The sequence below is a fragment of the Metallosphaera javensis (ex Hofmann et al. 2022) genome (assembly GCF_022064045.1).
Taxonomy (GTDB): domain Archaea; phylum Thermoproteota; class Thermoprotei_A; order Sulfolobales; family Sulfolobaceae; genus Metallosphaera; species Metallosphaera javensis.
In genome coordinates this window covers 14906-32713 of sequence record NZ_JAKNCW010000021.1, presented here as the reverse complement: position 1 = coordinate 32713, position 17808 = coordinate 14906, and the positions used below count along the sequence as shown (strand labels likewise).

Annotated in this window: 22 protein-coding genes and 1 tRNA gene; 7 read left to right on the top strand and 16 right to left on the bottom strand. The window is 44.2% G+C overall.

Features of this window, described 5'->3' with window-relative positions; all coding sequences use genetic code 11:
- Positions 1-570 precede the first annotated feature (570 nt).
- From L3N51_RS10925 to argC, 12 genes are all read right to left on the bottom strand, one after another.
- Positions 571-662, bottom strand: a tRNA-Lys gene (locus tag L3N51_RS10925).
- 388 nt (positions 663-1050) lie between these two features.
- Positions 1051-1968, bottom strand: coding sequence for an NAD-dependent epimerase/dehydratase family protein (locus L3N51_RS10920; RefSeq protein WP_238027250.1), 918 nt, complete (start codon positions 1966-1968; stop codon positions 1051-1053).
- A gap of 105 nt (positions 1969-2073) precedes the next feature.
- The gene (locus tag L3N51_RS10915; RefSeq protein ID WP_238027245.1) at positions 2074-2367 is read right to left on the bottom strand and encodes a signal recognition particle subunit SRP19/SEC65 family protein; all 294 of its coding nucleotides are present in this window, start codon (positions 2365-2367) and stop codon (positions 2074-2076) included.
- Positions 2364-2750 (bottom strand): 30S ribosomal protein S8e, encoded by a 387-nt coding sequence (locus L3N51_RS10910; protein WP_238027244.1) that lies wholly within the window; start codon positions 2748-2750, stop codon positions 2364-2366. Before L3N51_RS10910 ends, L3N51_RS10915 begins: the two co-directional genes overlap by 4 nt.
- A gap of 38 nt (positions 2751-2788) precedes the next feature.
- On the bottom strand, positions 2789-3556 hold the full coding sequence (gene uppS, locus L3N51_RS10905) for a polyprenyl diphosphate synthase (RefSeq protein WP_238027243.1): 768 nt from the start codon (positions 3554-3556) through the stop codon (positions 2789-2791).
- On the bottom strand, positions 3541-4578 hold the full coding sequence (locus tag L3N51_RS10900; RefSeq protein WP_238027242.1) for an N-acetyl-lysine deacetylase: 1038 nt from the start codon (positions 4576-4578) through the stop codon (positions 3541-3543). Before L3N51_RS10900 ends, uppS begins: the two co-directional genes overlap by 16 nt.
- Positions 4529-5689, bottom strand: a complete 1161-nt coding sequence (lysJ, locus tag L3N51_RS10895) for a [LysW]-aminoadipate semialdehyde/glutamate semialdehyde transaminase (protein WP_238027241.1) — start codon at positions 5687-5689, stop codon at positions 4529-4531. Before lysJ ends, L3N51_RS10900 begins: the two co-directional genes overlap by 50 nt.
- Positions 5686-6537, bottom strand: coding sequence for a lysine biosynthesis protein LysX (lysX, locus tag L3N51_RS10890; RefSeq protein WP_238027240.1), 852 nt, complete (start codon positions 6535-6537; stop codon positions 5686-5688). The genes lysJ and lysX overlap by 4 nt, the downstream gene beginning before the upstream one ends.
- Entirely contained in the window at positions 6534-6704 is a 171-nt protein-coding gene (gene lysW/argW, locus L3N51_RS10885) for an alpha-aminoadipate/glutamate carrier protein LysW (RefSeq protein WP_048060222.1), read from the bottom strand. Before lysW/argW ends, lysX begins: the two co-directional genes overlap by 4 nt.
- A 65-nt stretch (positions 6705-6769) precedes the next feature.
- Positions 6770-7195 (bottom strand): HTH-type transcriptional regulator LysM, encoded by a 426-nt coding sequence (gene lysM, locus L3N51_RS10880; protein ID WP_011921311.1) that lies wholly within the window; start codon positions 7193-7195, stop codon positions 6770-6772.
- Entirely contained in the window at positions 7192-7980 is a 789-nt protein-coding gene (locus tag L3N51_RS10875; protein WP_238027239.1) for a [LysW]-aminoadipate/[LysW]-glutamate kinase, read from the bottom strand. The genes lysM and L3N51_RS10875 overlap by 4 nt, the downstream gene beginning before the upstream one ends.
- Positions 7981-7982: 2 nt before the next feature.
- Positions 7983-9032: an N-acetyl-gamma-glutamyl-phosphate reductase gene (gene argC / locus L3N51_RS10870; RefSeq protein ID WP_238027238.1), complete on the bottom strand. Its 1050-nt coding sequence runs from the start codon at positions 9030-9032 to the stop codon at positions 7983-7985.
- A gap of 56 nt (positions 9033-9088) precedes the next feature.
- On the opposite strand from argC, the gene L3N51_RS10865 reads away from it, so the two are divergent.
- Complete coding sequence (locus L3N51_RS10865; RefSeq protein WP_238027249.1) at positions 9089-9511, top strand: hypothetical protein; 423 nt, start codon at positions 9089-9091, stop codon at positions 9509-9511.
- On the opposite strand, the gene cedB is transcribed toward L3N51_RS10865, so the two are convergent.
- Entirely contained in the window at positions 9485-11260 is a 1776-nt protein-coding gene (cedB, locus tag L3N51_RS10860) for a DNA import protein CedB (RefSeq protein WP_238027237.1), read from the bottom strand. The two genes, L3N51_RS10865 and cedB, sit on opposite strands and share 27 nt — an antisense overlap.
- A 135-nt stretch (positions 11261-11395) precedes the next feature.
- Between cedB and L3N51_RS10855 the strand changes: the two genes are divergently transcribed.
- On the top strand, positions 11396-11704 hold the full coding sequence (locus L3N51_RS10855) for a hypothetical protein (protein ID WP_238027236.1): 309 nt from the start codon (positions 11396-11398) through the stop codon (positions 11702-11704).
- Between the two features lie 31 nt (positions 11705-11735).
- The gene (locus tag L3N51_RS10850; RefSeq protein ID WP_238027235.1) at positions 11736-12605 is read left to right on the top strand and encodes an FAD/NAD(P)-binding protein; all 870 of its coding nucleotides are present in this window, start codon (positions 11736-11738) and stop codon (positions 12603-12605) included.
- On the opposite strand, the gene L3N51_RS10845 is transcribed toward L3N51_RS10850, so the two are convergent.
- The 3 genes from L3N51_RS10845 to L3N51_RS10835 form a co-directional block, all read right to left on the bottom strand.
- Positions 12571-13386, bottom strand: a complete 816-nt coding sequence (locus L3N51_RS10845) for a hypothetical protein (protein WP_238027234.1) — start codon at positions 13384-13386, stop codon at positions 12571-12573. The genes L3N51_RS10850 and L3N51_RS10845 overlap by 35 nt on opposite strands.
- Positions 13346-13627 carry a hypothetical protein gene (locus L3N51_RS10840; RefSeq protein ID WP_238027233.1) on the bottom strand — a complete coding sequence of 94 codons (282 nt, stop codon included), beginning with the start codon at positions 13625-13627 and terminating at the stop codon, positions 13346-13348. Before L3N51_RS10840 ends, L3N51_RS10845 begins: the two co-directional genes overlap by 41 nt.
- A gap of 173 nt (positions 13628-13800) precedes the next feature.
- Positions 13801-15570, bottom strand: coding sequence for an Rqc2 family fibronectin-binding protein (locus L3N51_RS10835; protein WP_238027232.1), 1770 nt, complete (start codon positions 15568-15570; stop codon positions 13801-13803).
- A 48-nt stretch (positions 15571-15618) separates the two neighbouring features.
- Between L3N51_RS10835 and L3N51_RS10830 the strand changes: the two genes are divergently transcribed.
- From L3N51_RS10830 to pdo, 4 genes are all read left to right on the top strand, one after another.
- Complete coding sequence (locus L3N51_RS10830; protein ID WP_238027231.1) at positions 15619-15876, top strand: hypothetical protein; 258 nt, start codon at positions 15619-15621, stop codon at positions 15874-15876.
- Positions 15873-16373 (top strand): Mut7-C RNAse domain-containing protein, encoded by a 501-nt coding sequence (locus L3N51_RS10825; RefSeq protein ID WP_238027230.1) that lies wholly within the window; start codon positions 15873-15875, stop codon positions 16371-16373. The genes L3N51_RS10830 and L3N51_RS10825 overlap by 4 nt, the downstream gene beginning before the upstream one ends.
- Entirely contained in the window at positions 16309-16974 is a 666-nt protein-coding gene (locus L3N51_RS10820) for a TIGR00296 family protein (RefSeq protein WP_255776296.1), read from the top strand. The genes L3N51_RS10825 and L3N51_RS10820 overlap by 65 nt, the downstream gene beginning before the upstream one ends.
- A gap of 104 nt (positions 16975-17078) precedes the next feature.
- Positions 17079-17771, top strand: a complete 693-nt coding sequence (pdo, locus tag L3N51_RS10815; RefSeq protein WP_238027247.1) for a protein disulfide oxidoreductase — start codon at positions 17079-17081, stop codon at positions 17769-17771.
- Positions 17772-17808: the final 37 nt, after the last annotated feature.

The following is a 17808-nucleotide window of genomic DNA, read 5'->3' as shown; positions in this document are numbered from 1 at the left end:
CTTATCTCTAGACCGATGATGGGGCCCAGGGCGGGTCCCAGCCCTGAAATTGATCCAACAACCTGAGCCATATACATCTCTCTGTTAAGAATATATTTATTGATATCTTCTGAGTCTAGGGTATTATCTCCCTGCGGATTCCCTTGAACAGGTGCTGTAAGTAGGGGTTATGGAGCTCAGGAGATTCTCGGGTCATTGCCATCAGTTCAACGATATAGTGCTTGAATTTAGATGAGTTCAGGTATAAAAATATGAATAGAAACTTTCAGAGAGTGATAATGAAGCAAGCTAACCTCACCCGCCTCCCTCCATGTCCTCTATCTACTCACAGGGTTTACCATCCAGTGAAGAAACATGAGGTCAAACGCTACGTGTACCAGCTCTTAAAGTCGGTACGAGATTCGTACTACAATTAAGATCATGACATGACGTCATGTTCCCCTAAAGGATTAATGGAAAATAGTAGATCTGTTTCGGTGATTCGCCTAGACTCACCAATTACAGTTAGCAAAAGAAACCTTTATCATCCAAAACCTTAATCATCCAGCGCATAAAAGTTCAGCATAAATGTGGCGGGCTCGCCGGGATTCGAACCCGGGACCTACGGGTACCTCCCGTTGTGGTTAAGAGCCCGTCGCTCTACCTGGCTAAGCTACGAGCCCAGGGTAAAGCTAAGCAAAATAGTTCGAGTGAATATTTAAAGTAAACGAGTCATACCTTGCCCATCTATACTAGTCTCAGATATCCGTTTAGGGACCCAGGTTACAGCGCGACACATGATTAACCTATCACGAGGTTTACAACCCATTTCACCAGTTGTCCAATTAAAACAGTCTCGCCAGCTACTCCTCATTCTCCGGCAACGTCATCATTATGATCCCCGTGTACGCTATATACCCAAATACTATCAAAATGACCAAAAATTCTATAAAATGTATGACTACTGGAGGTATTTTCTGAAGTATCTGGAACCTGTATCCTAAAAACAATGCCATAAACGAAAAACCGATAACGAAGATGGAAAAGATGGCCATTAGGGCCCCAAGTAACCTAAACCCTTGCATAGCCCAACAACCTTAACGCCTCCCTTGTGGCCACCCTGATCACTTCCCTGGAAGGTAGGGTAGGCTTCCAGCCCAAGGACTTAATTTTGGAAATATCCAGCAACATTAATCTTACGTCTCCCTTCCAACCCCTTCCGTCCTCAGCATCGCGATAAACGTGAGCTGGCTTAAGCCCCATCTCCTGTTCCACAATGTTGGCTATCTCATCAACGGTTATCCAGTCCTCGTTACCCACATTGAAGTAGTCATATCCTTGCTTATGCTTTGTCCTGAGAAGTAGTACTGCCTGGATCAAATCGCTGATATGCAGGTAACTTTTACGCTGTTTACCGTTCCCTAAAATTTCGAGGGTGGTGGGATTTTTGAGTAACTTCTTTATGAAATCTATAACCACACCGTGGGATACCCTCCCGCCAGTTATATTGGCCAGCCTTAGAGACAGAGCCGTTATCCCGTAATTCCTTGAGTAGAATTTCACCATCTCCTCTCCCATTAACTTGAAGAGACCGTAGTTGGAGATTGGACTTGTCTCCTCATTTTCAGGAGTGGGCGTTCTGGCCTCTCCATATACCGTGGACGAGGAGAAGAACATGAAAAATTTACAATCAGACTTTCTGGCTATCTCCAGAGCATTAAGGGTGGCCTTCACGTCTCTCTCAAAGTGCTCCTCAATATTTTCCATAGATGTCCTCACGTCAGGATTGGCCGCCAGATGATACATGGTCTCGCAACCCTCAAGCCTGGGAGAATCAAAGCGGAGATCCACTCTCTGGAACCTTGCCTTGGTATTTAGATAGTTACCATTCGAAAGATCGTCTAAAACGAGAACTTCGTTTCCCCGTTCCAACAAGGCATCAACAAGGTGTCCTCCTATGTACCCAGCTCCTCCAGTGACGATCGAAATCATCCTGTTTTCTAAAAGTGTCATAGGTTAAATAGTGACCTATACCCTTTTCTGAATAAGACGGGTTCTTTGCACAAAGAATACCTCCGCCCACAAGAAGATAATTCAAGGGGCCTTATGGCTGGAGGATTGAGTTATTTGCTTAAGCCTTTCGTAAACCATGTTTTCAATTTTCTCCTTTGAACCTACTTTCTTCACGGCGACCAATCCCTTGACCTTACTGCCTGGATGCTCCTTTTCCATGACAACCGGATCTAGGTTCAATGCCTTACACGAGTCCAGAAGCTCCTTCAGTGTTACCTTCAACCTGGGAAATCTTCTGCCCTTCCTCCTACTGGGAGCTACAAAATAGGCCAGCCAGATAACCACTCTCTCTTTTTCAAAATCCCTTAAGCTCATTGTTGCATCAGTATGGCATTTATAACTCCTTGCTGCCCGGGCCTAGAGGTGACCAGGGCTTTTCCAATCTCAGTCCTTATTATGGACCCCTTTACTATTATGCCTCTTCTGGCATACTCCCTATTTGCGGGGCTTTCAATCACCTCGAGAATCTTTGCCTTCTTAGCGGAACCATCGCTCAGATTTATCACGTTGGCGTAGGCAGCATAGGTAAGTCTGACCTTAACGTTTCCCCCAAGTACCCTTGTCTTCTCCCTTACATCCTCAGAATATACCTTAGTCTCTGTGGGCTGGCTGCCTATCTCAAACTTCCTTTTTCCCCTAGACCTGTTCTTCTTTCCACCCGTTATTTTCCTTAAGTCCCTACCTTGATATACACCCATTAGCGTTCAGAAAAACATTGATATGAGGATTAAAAAGGTTAAGCTCCAAACCTTCTTACTCGCCTCTGGTAAGCCCTTATGGCTCTCCAAAGGTCAATCCTCCTGAAATCTGGCCAATATGCCTCACAGAAAAATAGTTCAGAATAGGCAAGATGCCACAGGAGGAAGTTGCTTATTCTCATTTCACCTGAAGTTCTGATGACCAGGTCGATGTCACTGAGTTCTTCGTCATAGAAATACTTTCTAAACTCCTCTTCTGTTATGTTGGCCAGATCCCTCTTGTTGGTATCTCTCATCATGCGAGAGACCGCATCAAGTATTTCCTGTCTTCCACCATAACAGATGGCCAAGGTGAGCTTTCTCTCTGAGTAGTTAGCTGACCTCTCCATCACCTTTTTTACAGTATCCCGCAGTTCATCGCTGACCATTTCTAGCTTACCTATTGCCCTAACCTTGATCCTGTACTTGTCCACGAAGTTCTCTGTGACCATCTCCTCAACTCCCCTCTTTATATAACCCATGATGAGGTCCAGTTCAGTTCTGGTCCTTTTGGTACAGTTTTCGGTGGAAAGAGCAAATACGGTAACGTTTTTCACTCCCAGATCCAGGAGCCAGATCAATACACTTCTAAGTTTCTTGTATCCCATGAGGTAGGCCTCATTGATGGAGGAGTTGTTGTTCCTTGCCCACCTTCTATTACCATCTGGAATAATACCAACGTGATTGGGTATAGGCCCCTTCCTAATCTCCCTCCACAGTATCTGCTCGTAAATAGGATAGAGGGGTTTCATTAGCGCTTTAAGCATAACTCTTCTAGTGCGTTCACATAAGTGAGTGTAGCTATATATATTTCATCGAGAGTAATTCTTTCAAACTCGGTATGCTCCAGCCTTGAATCTCCGGGTCCGTATGTTGCGATGCTTGGAGTGATAGAGTAAAGTAAGTTCATATCGCTAGTCCCTCCCTTTCTAACCAACGAGGGTTTCAAACCCTGCTGAAGCAGACCCCTCATTAGAGCCTTGACCGCAGGCGTTGAGGGGCCAACTTTTACGGGAGGGATATGTTCGCTCACGCTCAGGTTACATCCCTCAAACTTCTCAGATATTTTGGATAATATATCCTTGTCAGTAATCCCATACGGATATCTCACGTCAAAATGAACGTAAAAGTCGCCTGGGGTAACGTTGGGAGAATTACCGCTCTTAATTATTGTTGGGACTATACTCGGTGACGAGTACTGGGATGGAAGTTGCGAAGTTTCCAGGATTGCGGGAAGATACTTGAGAATTACGTTCTCGGTAGCTGAGGATGAGTGCTCTGGCTTCCCATCACAGTTAACGTTAACCCTTAACAGCCCTCTGTACTCCACTGCAATATGTGTGGTATTGGTGGGTTCGCCCACAATGATATGTGAAAACCTCTTCCCTGAGGAAATTAGTTCCCTTGCCCCAGCGCTCCTATTTTCCTCGTCCGAGAGCGCACCTACCTGAACCTTGCACCCCCTCTCATTCATTATCCAAGACGCTAATATCATAGAGGCCAAGGGACCTTTGGCGTCAACAGCGCCTCTACCCCTTATCTCCACGTCGGATATTTTGGGTGGTATGTAACCTGAAACTGTATCCATGTGAGATGCTAGCAATACTTCCCCATCCCCAAGGAAAAAGGAATTTGTGGAGGTAACGTGTAAAGTTAGGTTAAACTCCTCCGCTATACTTTCAAAAACCTCGCTTGCCTGTCCCTCCTGACCCGAAGGCGTGTAAACGCTCAACAGCTGCTCAAGAAGTCTTCTTGCCTTCTGTTTCAGCAACTCCTTTTCTGGTTGCATCCACAGCCAACTCCATGTCCTGATTGTTTATCATGTATGGCGATAGGAACCTTATGGTTGAGACTCCAGCCTTAAGTGAAAGCACGCCGTTATCTTGCAACACCTTGATTGCAGTACCTGGATTGAGCCTCAGATCCACTCCTATCATTAATCCCAGTCCCCTCACCTCTCTGACCGACCTGAAGTCTACAAGTGCTTCCCTAAGCATTTTCATGAAAGTCTCTCCCTTAACCTTAGCCTGTTCAGGTACCCTATCTTCCTTGAGCACCTTAGATGCTGCTGTCACAGCGGCCGCTGCCATGGGATTACCCCCATAAGTGGTTCCGTGATCTCCCTCGCCCAGTTTCTCCGCTATTGAATCTGGAACAAAGACTGCGCTAACTGGAAATCCGCCACCTATGGCCTTTCCTGCGGTCAGAATGTCGGGCCTGATTCCGTAATGCTGGTATGCCCACACCCTCCCTGTTCTCCCGAAACCTGCCTGTACCTCATCTGAGACAAGAAGTATCCCCCTCCTCTCGGTTTCCTCCCTCAGTGCCTTCACGAATTCCGGTTTAGCTGGTACCACACCTCCCTCTCCTTGTACAGGCTCTAGGATCACGGCAGCCACACTGTCATCAAGTTTCTTTAGTTCTTCTATCTGATTGAACTCTAGAAATTCAATGGGAGATATAAGAGGCTCAAAGGGTTCCCTGTACTTCTTATTCCATGTAATCGAAAGGGAACCCATGGTCCTTCCATGAAAGGAGTTCTTGAATGCTACGAATTTCTTTCTGCCAGTTATCTTTCTTGCAATCTTCATGGAAAGTTCCACTGCCTCGGTCCCGCTATTGAGCAGGAATATGTTATCCATCCCTTCAGGTTTCAAATCATCCATCTCCCTCAACATCTCATCCCTTATGTCGACATCGAAGGCGGTTGTGAGAGTTACAATGGTATCCAGTTGCCTCTTTAGGTATTCCACCACCTTGGGATTCCTGTGACCCAAGAAAGCTACGCCGTGTCCGGCATGAAGATCTAGATATCTTTTTCCCTTATCATCCCAAACGTACTGGTTCTCACCCTTGACAATCCTTAGACCCCTACTCCCGTAAAACGTGATTAATTTCATTTCTTTATAACCTCCGTGAGCTTGTTTAAAAGGAAACCACTAACATTGAATTGATTCACCCTCACCGTGTTCTTATATTCCGGGACTCCGTTCACCTCACCCACCAGATATCCTCTTTCCTTATCTTCAAAGACATCTATTCCAAGAAAGAACCCACCAATTACTTCCTTGACCTTAAGTGCTAGTTCCCTCAATTCCTCATCTATCTTCAGTGGCTTGGCCACTGCGCCCAATGCGGTGTTGGTCTTCCAGTTCTTGGAGTTCTCCCTGTATATGCCCACAGGCGCCTCATCCCCAATTACGAAAATCCTTATATCACGATCTGGCTTATTTACATACTCCTGTACGTAAAAAATTGTCTTGTACTGAAGTGTCGTAAATTCCTGATACTCTATGAGACTGCGAAGCGTATCCTCGTCCTGAGCTCTTGCTACCATTCTCCCCCAACTTCCCTCTATGGGCTTTATGACCACAGGGTAACCCAGCTTCCCCGCTATCTCCAGTGCCCTTTCTCTGGAGAAAGCTATGGCAGTCCTCGGGACCGGAACTCCCCTGCTCCTCAACAGAAACGTGGTGAGGAGTTTGTTCTCGCATCTATTCAGGGTTAGGGAATCGTTAAACACCTTAAATCCATAGGTCTCAAACAGCATAGAGGTTGCTGAAGCCCTACTATGACTGGTATTTCTCTGAATGATCGCCTCTATCTCCTGATAACTGGCATCCTCGCTCGATAAAAATGTTATATCCTTGGTAAAAAGTGGTATTACCTTATTACCAGATTTCTTCGCCTCATCAATTAGATTCCTCTCTTCCCACCTAAGGAGATCATAGGATACTCCTAGTATCACTCTCCCCAGTCCTCTCCAATTTGTTCCGCTAACCTCAAAGATAGTCTTCCGTGATCACTGTACACCTCTAGCTGGGCACCGCAGTCGTGCTCAACAATTTCCCCAGGTAGGGCATTATCGTCTACCTGAACTTCTCCGCCACAGACAGGACATTTTAGTGAAACCATTATAGATCGAATCAACATCTATAGTTCAGCATTCAAAAGCTTTTATGAAAATAAATAGTTCGAACTTAGAACCAGGTCCTAAGGATTATAGTACTATTTGTGCCCATAACACCTTGTATGCTTCTTATTTCATCAATGGTCCTGTTAATAGATGAGATATTTATGCCTCGTACAATGACAATGATATCATAGTCCCCTGTGGTCTCGTATACCGTTTCCACACCTGGAGTTTTGGCTATTTTCTTAGAAATTTCCGGCGTTGGGATTTGAGGGGTTGATTTCACCATCACTATGGCCTTAACCTCATTCTCTAGCTCATAATCTATTGTAAACCTTTTAATCACACCCAGTTTGGTTAATTTCTCAATTCTTTTTCTGATTGCAGCCTCACTCACCTTCAGGTCCTTGGCTATCATTGTGTACGGAGTGCGGGCATTCTTCTTCAGAACTTCCAGTATTTTGATATCCTTTGCGTCTATTTTCTCACTCATGATATCTCAGTCCCCCTACCTCCTAGGGCTGAATTTATGGCATCGGGAACCAAACCTGAACCAATTATCACCTTGCTTACCCCCGACTCCACACTCTCGGCGGCCATGAGAACTTTCCTGTTCATTCCAGGCCCTATTTTCATGGATAATTCCTTTGCTTCCTCCTTGGTTAACTTGCGTATAACAGATCCGTTCAGGAGCACCCCATCAACGTCAGACAGGAGAAGTAAAGCTTCGGCCTTAACAGCTTTAGCAACGTTAAAAGCCATCTGATCTCCATCAACGTTAAGGGGAGTGCCCTCCTCTGTATCCAGAGCTATAGGCGAAACCACCACTACATCAACCAGCGAGGCTATGGATGACATTAACTGCGAATTCACCGAAACTATTTTCCCCGTGTAACCTCCATCAATTATTCGCTTCTTTCCCCTCTCATCCAAGATCATGATCCTCTTTTTCCTTGTACCTATAACTGCTCCTCCATCAACTCCAGTAATGCCAATAGCGCTCTTTCCCCTGCTTATAAGCTGGGTAACGATGTTCTTATTGATTAAACCCATGGTCATAATATAAACATCTAACTCCTCCCTGCTTGTATACCTGCTCCTTATGCCCTCAGGCGATGTAACGAACGTGGGCTCCATGCCCATCCTCTTTGTATATTCGGTGACTATGTCCCCTCCCCCATGAACCAATATCATTTTTCCCTGATAGCTCAGAACACTCTCTACGATGTTCTGAAGAGCGTTCTTCACTACCCTTCCGCCAATTTTTACCACTATCATGGCTAAGCAGGCCTCAGAGGTGGTAATCTAAGTCCTTCATCCTCATTGAATCCTCTTGATATATTGAAACTCTGGACTGCCTGACCAGCTGCCCCCTTCATGAGATTGTCTATTGCAGAAAACATGGTGAGTCTCCTCACCCTCTTCTCGTTAGCAAATCCAATGTCCGCAAAATTGCTACCTATGATGTACTTGGGATCTGGATATGGATGGATTCCTCCCCTTATGATTCTCACAAATTTCTTCCCCCTGTAGAATTCGGCAATCTTTTTCCATATATCCATGTCATCCATTTCACTCTCAGTCCACATGTGTACAGAAGCCATGGCTCCCCTAACGCTACTAATCGCGTGAGGAACTATACTCACTTCAACTTGTTTGTTGGCTATTGCAGAGAGCTCCTGCTCGGCCTCTGCAGCATGCCTGTGCCCATCAGCCTCATAGGGTCTTATGGCATTCTGCCTCTCAGGATGATGGCTTCCCTCAGAGGGCTTTGCTCCACCTTCGCTGCTTGACACCTTGACATCGCTAACGAACTTCATATCCTTGACGAATCCCCACTTAACCGCAGGGGCGAGCGCAAGGATTGTGGCAGTGGCATTACAACCTGGAGAGGCAATGAGCTTAGCCCCCTTCAATTCTTCCCCATGAAGCTCTGGTAGACCATAGACTGCCTTCTTCAAAAGGTCTGGATATGGATGTTCAATCCCATACCAGTATTTGTATACCTCTGGGTTCTTCAGCCTGAAGTCTGCGCTCAGATCAACAACCTGTAGCCCTATCTCAAGCAACTTTGGAACGTAGTTGAGCGAAACACCATGGGGTAGCCCTAGGAACACTACGTCCGCCTTATCCCCTATTTTGTCCATTGAAAAATTTGTGAAGTTCATTGTGTAAAATCCCTTGAGGTTGGGATGAATCAAGGATATGGGTTTGCCCGCATACTCCCTGGATGTTACCATGGTCACTTCCACTTGTGGATGCACCGCTAGCAATCTGAGGAGTTCTCCTCCAGTATAACCCGAACCTCCGATTATTGCAGTTCGTATCATCTGCAAACTTAACTAACACCTTGCTTATAAATAATACTGGGGACTTATTAGTGGATGTGGAGGCTAATACAGACGAACTCAGGAAGTTCCTTGAGGGAAAGATTTCCTCGCTAAAGAAGGAATTAGAGTTCTATGAATATCTTCTCAGCATGATTGAGTCGGGCTATGTTCCTTCTAGAGGGGGTAAGGTAAGTCTAGATTATATAAAAAACAGAAAGGGAGAAATCATCGGTGAGATATATTTTTCTCCTCCTTCTATGAAAATCCTTGTTAAGAAGAGGTTAAGCTTACCCAAGAGTTACATGAATGCCATGAGTAAAATCCTTGAGGATACGAAGCTCACGGATAAGGTGGAATATAATATAGTGCTGGATAAGGAGGACATAAAGGAAATATCAATTAACGGAGTTAAGGATGAGCTTCTGTATAACAAGATAAAGGCGGGGCTCCAGTCAATTCTGGAGAGAGCCTCCAGTTAATGGCCTGTGGGCCACTAGGATTGGCCTAGGATCTCCTAGGAACCTCACCAGCATCTCTCCCCTACCCAGAAAGGTTAACCTGTTTTCCACTTCACTATCCAGAATGTTGGAGTACCTCTTGACCACTTCCCTCCAGAAATTCTTGTCCCCATTGTTCATAAAGCACAGGGTGCCTATGTTGTCCATGAACACATCCGCGTTCTCTCCCAGGTCCTGTATGTTCTGAGTGGCCATGAGTAATGAAATACCATGACCCCTTCCCCTCTTGACTAGATCGCCTATGATTCCGTACTCGTCGTCTTCCTTGAGAATTGTCCATGCCTCATCCACGACTATGCCTACCCTGAGCCCTACATCAGCGTCGGACGAGTAATTTGCGTAAAGCACGGAAATGAAGGAGTATATGACGAATCTCCTTAACGTTTCGTCCTTGAGTTGAGTCAAATCTATCACATTTATTCCGTTAGTGATACCTTCCATAATGAAAGGTCCGTCTGAGTCGAAAGCATCCACAAGTTCCAGTGATCTTCTGATGGAATATCTATTCGCTATTTCCTCGTCCTTTATAATTGTTCTCCATTCGGGCTTTCTATGAACTTCTCCCAGATGCCTATTTAGCACGTTAAAAAGTATGGCTCTCTCCTCTCTATCCAGTTTAAATGATACTCCGATAATTTTTTCTAAAAATAGTGGTTTAATTGATGGAGCCACATAGGGAGAATCCAGTAGCTTGAGCGAATAGAAGAACGGATTTAGAACCCTGAAACTGAAACCGTATCTTTTCAGTCTCGTCCTAATGTCTCCCTTAACGTCGAAAAATATAACTGGGATAGAGTATTGAATTGACATTAAACTTCCAAGCCAGATAAGAAGTTCGGTTTTTCCTGCACCTGAGGGTCCGATTATCATTATATGGGAGTTCTCAGACCTTTCAATATTCCAGAATACAGGAATCTGTCTTTCCATATCCTTTCCTATATATATCCCATCTCCCCACCTCTCCACAAGCGGCATCTTCTCCAAGGAGAAGGGTGTAAGAAAGGGTATCTGGGAGGGCAATCCTTCACCCCTAAATTTAGTTAGGCTCAGGGATAGAATGTCCTCTATCTCTCTCGCCGTTGCAAATCTAGATTTGATGTTAAGGCTCTCCAGACCCCGTATGAGCACCTCGCCGAGACTTCTCACTTCCTGTTTATCCTTTCCGTGGATGAGGAGAACCACTTGATATGAGAAGGGTTTCTCTCCCTGTTCCAGTCTACTCAAAATGGCCTGAAGAAGCTCCATCTCCTTTTTGGCCCTCGCGTTCGATGGATCGTTTTCTATTATTATTCTAAGATTTTGTAATTTATTTAGTAATCTTTCAGTATATAATTTCTGATCTATATACTTCTTTCTAAAGATAATATCCACATGCTCACCTATATTAGTTATTTTGTGAAAGGCATTTATTGAGGCTCTTAATGAGGAATCTGAGAGATCCCTATAATCATAGGGAATGTCGTCCACAACTATGACTCCTATAGCTGACTTATCACGAGTCACGACCCCCTTTTCTATGAGGTATGATGACGCTTCTCCTCTCCTAGGCGAAAAATTGACGTTGAGGGGGATTTTTATTGTTCCAGAGTATAACATGAGAATTAATACTACACCTAGTAGGGATAGGAGGTAAGGGTTTCTATATAGTAATGCAAGGATCACAGGAAGTAAGAGTATAACGTAGGGCGTATATCTGTCGAATATCTCCATCCGTAATCGAATGATATTGGGTAATAAAATGTAAGGACTGTTCAACGAAACTATTTCCAACGGTGGGCCTCATCGATGCGGTAATATGGGGGTAGATATTTTAAATCAAATAAATGGACGAATGATTATTTTGATATGAAGACCATTCGGGTGATCTTTGGGATCAACGGTGATCAAGGCGTAATTCCGATGATTTACCAGGTTATCAGGTCGTTTCAGGTTCAAAACCTGAGGGTGGAGGTCTCTATGGACTTGCTATATGACCTCATGTACCCTACCATAGAGTATGACGGAATCAGAACCACCCTAGATTACCTTAGCGATGATGAGATGAGAGAGCAAATAATGAAACTGATAAGAGGAGAAATTTCCATACAGAGGTCACCCAAGTTACCAGTATTCAAGGACGATAAGGTCATAAGTGACGGTGTATTTGCATCTTAAACTTTATTGATATAATTTATCACGGGTACTTGTGATTTTGGTTATTGGGGCTGGAATAGCAGGGTTAGTGTCGGCTCAGCGTGAAGGGGCAATAGTAATCGAGGAACAGGCAAATTTTGGAGGATTGTATGGAACTGAGGAGATAAACGAGCTCAGGATACCGGCCTTACCTCCCTTGATAGAAAGGGAGAGGGAAATCCTCGAGATATACCCAGACGCAGATATATCTGAAATTAACCTCTCAATCAAAGTTATTGATGAGGAGCATCTGAGGGCAAAGATTTGCCCGATTTGTAATTCGCTTCCCAACTGGTTGTTTCCCTCTAGAAAATCCCTCTTTGTAAAAAATTTTCCAGAGATCTTGAATTATTTAGCAAGGAAGGTTAAAATAGTGAGAGGTTACCCTGTTAAGATAACCAAAGGAACCTTATTCACCAATAGGGGAGTCTATGATTTTAACAGGCTCATAAACACTGGATCTAGGCAGAGGATTAACAGGAGTCTGGGCCTAAACGAGAAAATAGATGCGATAGGCTGCCTTGTCCTACAGATAGTTACAGGTCATGAAATTGGGGATTGGGACGTGTATATTAACGGAAAATCTGGTACCATATTCACCCACATTTTAAGGTATCCAGGTGATAAACAGTACTACATTTATAGTTTTTATAATAGGGGTAAGCTTCCGGACGTGGACAGGGTGATCCTGGATCTCAAAAGAGCCAGATTAATTGAATCCAGAGAGGATATTCTGTCATTGAGGGCCAGATACATCAATGAATGCCTCCTTTTTGGTGAGAAAGAAAAACGCAGACCCGAATTTTTAAGGGAATGTGGCAGGCTAGGAGCCTGGGAGAATATGAGTCTCAGTGACGCAATACGTTCAGCCCTAGAGTGCTAAAGACCTCCGAAAACTGAAGGGCGTACACTGACGCCAGTCTGGTGTCGAACCCATTAAGTCTCAACGTGAAATAGGTTCCCAAAAGAAAATCGCCATTCCCCACCTCATAATTCCCCACCATATCTGGTTCCAATTTTAATTGCCCATTCTTGGTGTATAACTGGAATCCTTTATGTCCGTCGGAAATAATTATCTCTTGATATCCCATCTCGTGCAGGTCACTTATAGATAGACCACTGGCCATCAGTTCGTCTCTGTTGGCGTGAAATACTGAAAGCTCCGATTTAACACTCACATTGAACCTGTTGGTGTTCTGGATTTCCTCGCCTTCCACACAATTCCTTATGAAGCCCTGTATATCCACAGCTACGGCCTTGAATTCAAAAGTAGTGGAAGGTATCTCCCCGCAAACTGGATTCAGTAATATCCCATCCCAAGAGGATAATTTTTCCATATCGATGGGCATTTTACCGTGGGAGAATTTCAAGGTCAACTTCCTTCCTTTTTCGTCCAAAACTAAAAGAAATCTCATGGTACGCTCAAACACTATCTTTTCAATTACTTCTAGGTAAGATGGTAAACTGTAATTAAAATCCTTTCCAATGGAGATATACCCTCCAGCGAGACCCCCAGCAATCGTTACCCCTAGACCTGAATAGATGGGGGCCCCTCCAGGTCTCTCAAGTGACTGTTTACCGTACACTATTTCATCTATGGTCATTGCCCCCACTATGGCCACCCTACTCTTCCTCCTCATCTTCCTCGCCTCCTTCTTCCTCATCCTCAACCTCCCTGTGTTTCTTCTTATTCCAGAGCTCATACCTATGAGCCAATAAGTGGCTTAACAAATCCTCTTGATTGAAGAAGTACGAGCCTGAATTCGGAATTCCTCCTTTCAGGCACTCTGGCCCGCATCTGGGACATAGATATAGCCTTGTTTCCTTATCATAACATACCGTCTCTTGCCTTCCATTAACTGTGACCTTGATCAGTTCCCATTTCGGGGCCCATCGGCTTGACATTGACAATCTATCTTGTAGTCAACAATTAAAAAGTGGATTTGCTTCCGTGACTTAGGTGCGGGTTATTATTTGCTATGGTTAAAGTGGATATAAAGTTATTATCTTAAAGAATGTTAAAAATATTTTTAGGAAAATATAGCTCTCCAGAAATTATTTTATGAAAACCTCGGTACCTATCCCCTAGATTGATAGGAAATGGCCAGATGCTGAGCTGTGCCCTTAATTTTAGACTTTCCAGGAATAACCTTCACTATTTCATCCCTCAATGCCTTAATCCCGTCCACGCCTAATTCCCTGGCAAATATCCTAGTTATCCTGTCCCCCAGTTTCTCTGGATCCGAATCTCCAGGAGTTATGGTAACATATACCTTACATCTTTTTGAAATGGTATCCAATGAACCTACCTCCACCCTATAGCCATTTTCCACATTTACCCCAATGGTCAGCTCCAATCTAACATTCTTGATGTAATTCTTTTTCCCGTAGATCATGAAAGATCCCTTGGGCAAATATTCACCCGACGGGGGTGACTTTGACACCTGATCACCGTAAACCCAAAACACGTCAATGCTGGCCAGCCCCAATTTCCACGCCTTAGAATAGCAACCTGCCAGCACCGCAGCATCCGCTAGATCCTGCTCCTTTATATCAATGGGGTTCTTGATCACAGTTGCAGGCGCTCCTTGGATATCGGCGTGCATAAAGATGTCCTTGTCGTCAAGCATTCTCTTCACAATACTTTCATTCTGGTCAATATCCCTTCCAGCTATTACGATGAAACCGTTTGATGTAATTGTCCAATGATACTTCTCGTACCACTCCTTCTTCCTTACCAAGATCTTACTTCCCTCGACGATCTCCTTAGACTTCGCAGCAATCTCCTGTTTTTTCTTCTCTAACTCGCTTATGGTATCCTTAGTTTTCTTTACTTTATTGTCCAGTTCCTTCGCCCTTTCGAAATACTGGGACGCGTTCTTAGAAACCGAAATTTTTGGGTCTATCTCTATTTTCAATCCATCTATCTCTATTTCCTTAATTCCTTTCCCTATTTTTTCTTCCACATCTAGGTAATTATTCATAATTGCCTGACCTTTCTTTCTTAAAATTTCAGCCTCCTCTTCCATTTTGACTAGGGCTTCCTTTAACTTGGAAATTGTTGCCTCTAGCCTCTTCTCCTCTCCCTCATCAACAAGTTTCTCGAGGTCAATCTTTTCCAGCGAAGTGAAGTAATCATCTAGAGCCTCATTATAACTTGTTCTCTCACTACATCCTGGAAACCGGATCGGCCAAACAGTCTTCTCAAGGTCCACACAAGGTTCAATTATGCCATGCTGTATGTCCTGCATCACTTTTTCCAGTTTTTCCTTGGCCTCCTTTAACTCCTCTAGATTATTCGCTTTAATGGACAAAATATTAAGAAATTCCTGAGGTGCTCCCAGAACCCTGGAGAGAGCTCCTTTCTTCAGGTAACCTTCAATTTCGTTAGGCTGGAGCTCGGTTGGAGCTGGAGGCAGAACATAGAGTTCTCCGGACCTCAGAATCCGATCCTTGAATTCCCTTTGCTCCAACGTAAACTTGATCCTGTTCTCGTTGTCGGTAACAACTAAGGTTCCCTTTGGGAGGAGCTCTATGTAAACAATTTTATCTTTCAATTTCATTTGCAAAATTCTCTCTCCGTTGACTACACCCACGCCCTCTATGAGCTCTCCCCTTATTAGCTCACGTAACATCTTGGCCTTAGAGTCAAGAAGTCGCTCTCGGTTAAACCTTGTGAAGTGTATCCTTTTACCAGGCTGCACAACCAGCTGAGAGTCTCCGCTGGGACAATGTATGACAAAGATGTATAATTGGGGGAGATTGGTGGAGAAGATATTGTCTATTCTACAACCCTCCAGCTTACCCCTATTCTCCGCTAACCAAGCAACTAGATCAATATAGCTCATTGAAAGTTTCCTTGATAACTTTATAGACATAATTCCGTAAGCTATAGTGTGGAGCCTGAGGATAAATTATTAGTTTTTAGAGGGATTTTAGGAGGAGTTGCAGGTCTCCTTTCGGCCTTTACGCAAAGTATATACTACTCACTGGCTATAGTGGTGGCCATCTACCTTCTTTCCCTACCCCTAGCCACATTCGGACTTAGAATGAAATTGGGTAGATCCGTCTACACCAAGGGAATTATAACACTAATTGTTGCATGGTTTTTAATATTGATTATAGCATACAACAGCCTAGTTCAAGTTCCATGACCTATCAGAAGTTTATTGTCGATGCCATGCTGGGCAAACTGGCACGATGGCTCAGGATTTTAGGTTACGACACTCTCTACTTTAAGGATATAGAAGACTGGAAAATACTGAAAATAGCGAAAAACGAGAACAGGATTGTATTAACTAGGGATAGGGCTCTCTGCAATAGGGCCAAGAAGAACTCCATAGAGTGTTTCCTAGTATTACCAGATGAGGAGATAGAGAAGACGCTGGCCCTTCTCTCGCGTAAATATGAACTGTTACTGGATATTAACCCTGATGCGTCAAGATGTTCAGAATGTAATGGGATACTCGAAAAAAAGGATAAGAACCTTTGGATATGCACCAGGTGTAAAAAGGAATACTGGAAGGGCAAGCATTGGGACACGATTACTGAGATCCTTATTAAGGCCAGAGCACTGAAGGATTCATATGGAACTCCTAAGCATAGGGGACATAGACCAACGAGTAGGGAAGGAACTAGTGAGAATAGCTAGGTCGTCCATAGAGAGGAGGTTAAGGGGAAGTAAAGAGAATCTAAAATTTGAAGATCCAATCCTAGATAAATACGGGATGGCGTTTGTTACCCTCGAATCTGACCTTGGAGGCAGGTATGAACTTAGGGGTTGCATAGGCTACATAGAGGCAGTTGCACCCATAAGGGAGATTGTTTCTAAGGCCGCGCTGGCCGCCGCGTTCTCCGATCCCAGGTTTCCGCCCGTCAGGGCTGAAGAATTGGATCGGCTGGTGGTGGAGGTCACTATACTCACCAAGCCTGAAACTATCACAGTTGACGATCGCAGGAAATTACCCTCCATGGTCGAAGTTGGCAAAGATGGCCTCATCGTGGAAAAGGGTGTCATGTACTCTGGTTTGCTTCTTCCACAAGTTCCTGTAGAATATTGCTGGGACTCTGAAACATTCCTGGCGGAAACCTGCATAAAGGCGGGGTTGATGCCCGATTGCTGGCTTGAGAACTCAGTTAAAATTAAAAAATTTCAAGGCATAATTATCAGAGAGGAATCACCAAATGGAAATATAATAATCATGAGGCCATCGGACGTTAAGTGCAAGCTTCCGCTAACACCCACTGATTAACTTTACTTCCGAAATTTACTTTAATCTATACTACTACTCCTCAATTTCTAACCTTTATGATAAACTTTTATTTCCCCGGAATCTAGGTATAAAGAGTGATAAAGATGGAGGAAGAATATGCTGAGCTATTCACAGAGGATGTGAAGAATGCGCTTGTGGACGCTTTAAGGGACATGAAAGGTGAAGTTGAAGCTCACGTCTTTATAGACTCGAGCAACCCCAATTGTCAGTACTGTGGTGTTACCGAGAAGTTTATGGAATTTGTGAGACAGGCCTCGCCAAAGGGACCAAACGGAGATTACTTACTGAAGGTAAAGGTACATGATCTTGCAAAGGATAAGGAGTCATTTACAAAGTACGAAGTCTCCAGAGTTCCCACAGTCGCCTTCTTGGACGGCAAGATAAGATGGACCGGTGCACCCCTTGGAGAGGAGATAAGAGCGCTAGTAGAAACCATAGTTAGATTATCTCAAGGTGAGAGCGGGTTAAGCCCTGAAACTGTGAACGCAATAAAGGAGAAGCTTAACGGAAAGGTAAAGGTTGAAGTGATGGTTACTCCCTCTTGCCCCTACTGTCCCTACGCAGCGCTCCTAGCTCACATGGTGGCTTACGAAGCTTGCAAGGCGGATAAATGTAACGTGATCTCCGATGTTGTGGAGTCCTATGAGAATCCTGACATAGCTGAGAAATACCAGGTTATGTCAGTACCCACAGTAGCCGTAAACGAGTCCGTGGAGTTCATAGGAGTACCACAGGAAGAGAACTTCTTGAACACTCTCCTGGAAAAGCAAACGTAGTATTACTTTTTACAATCAAATTTTTATGTATCGATAA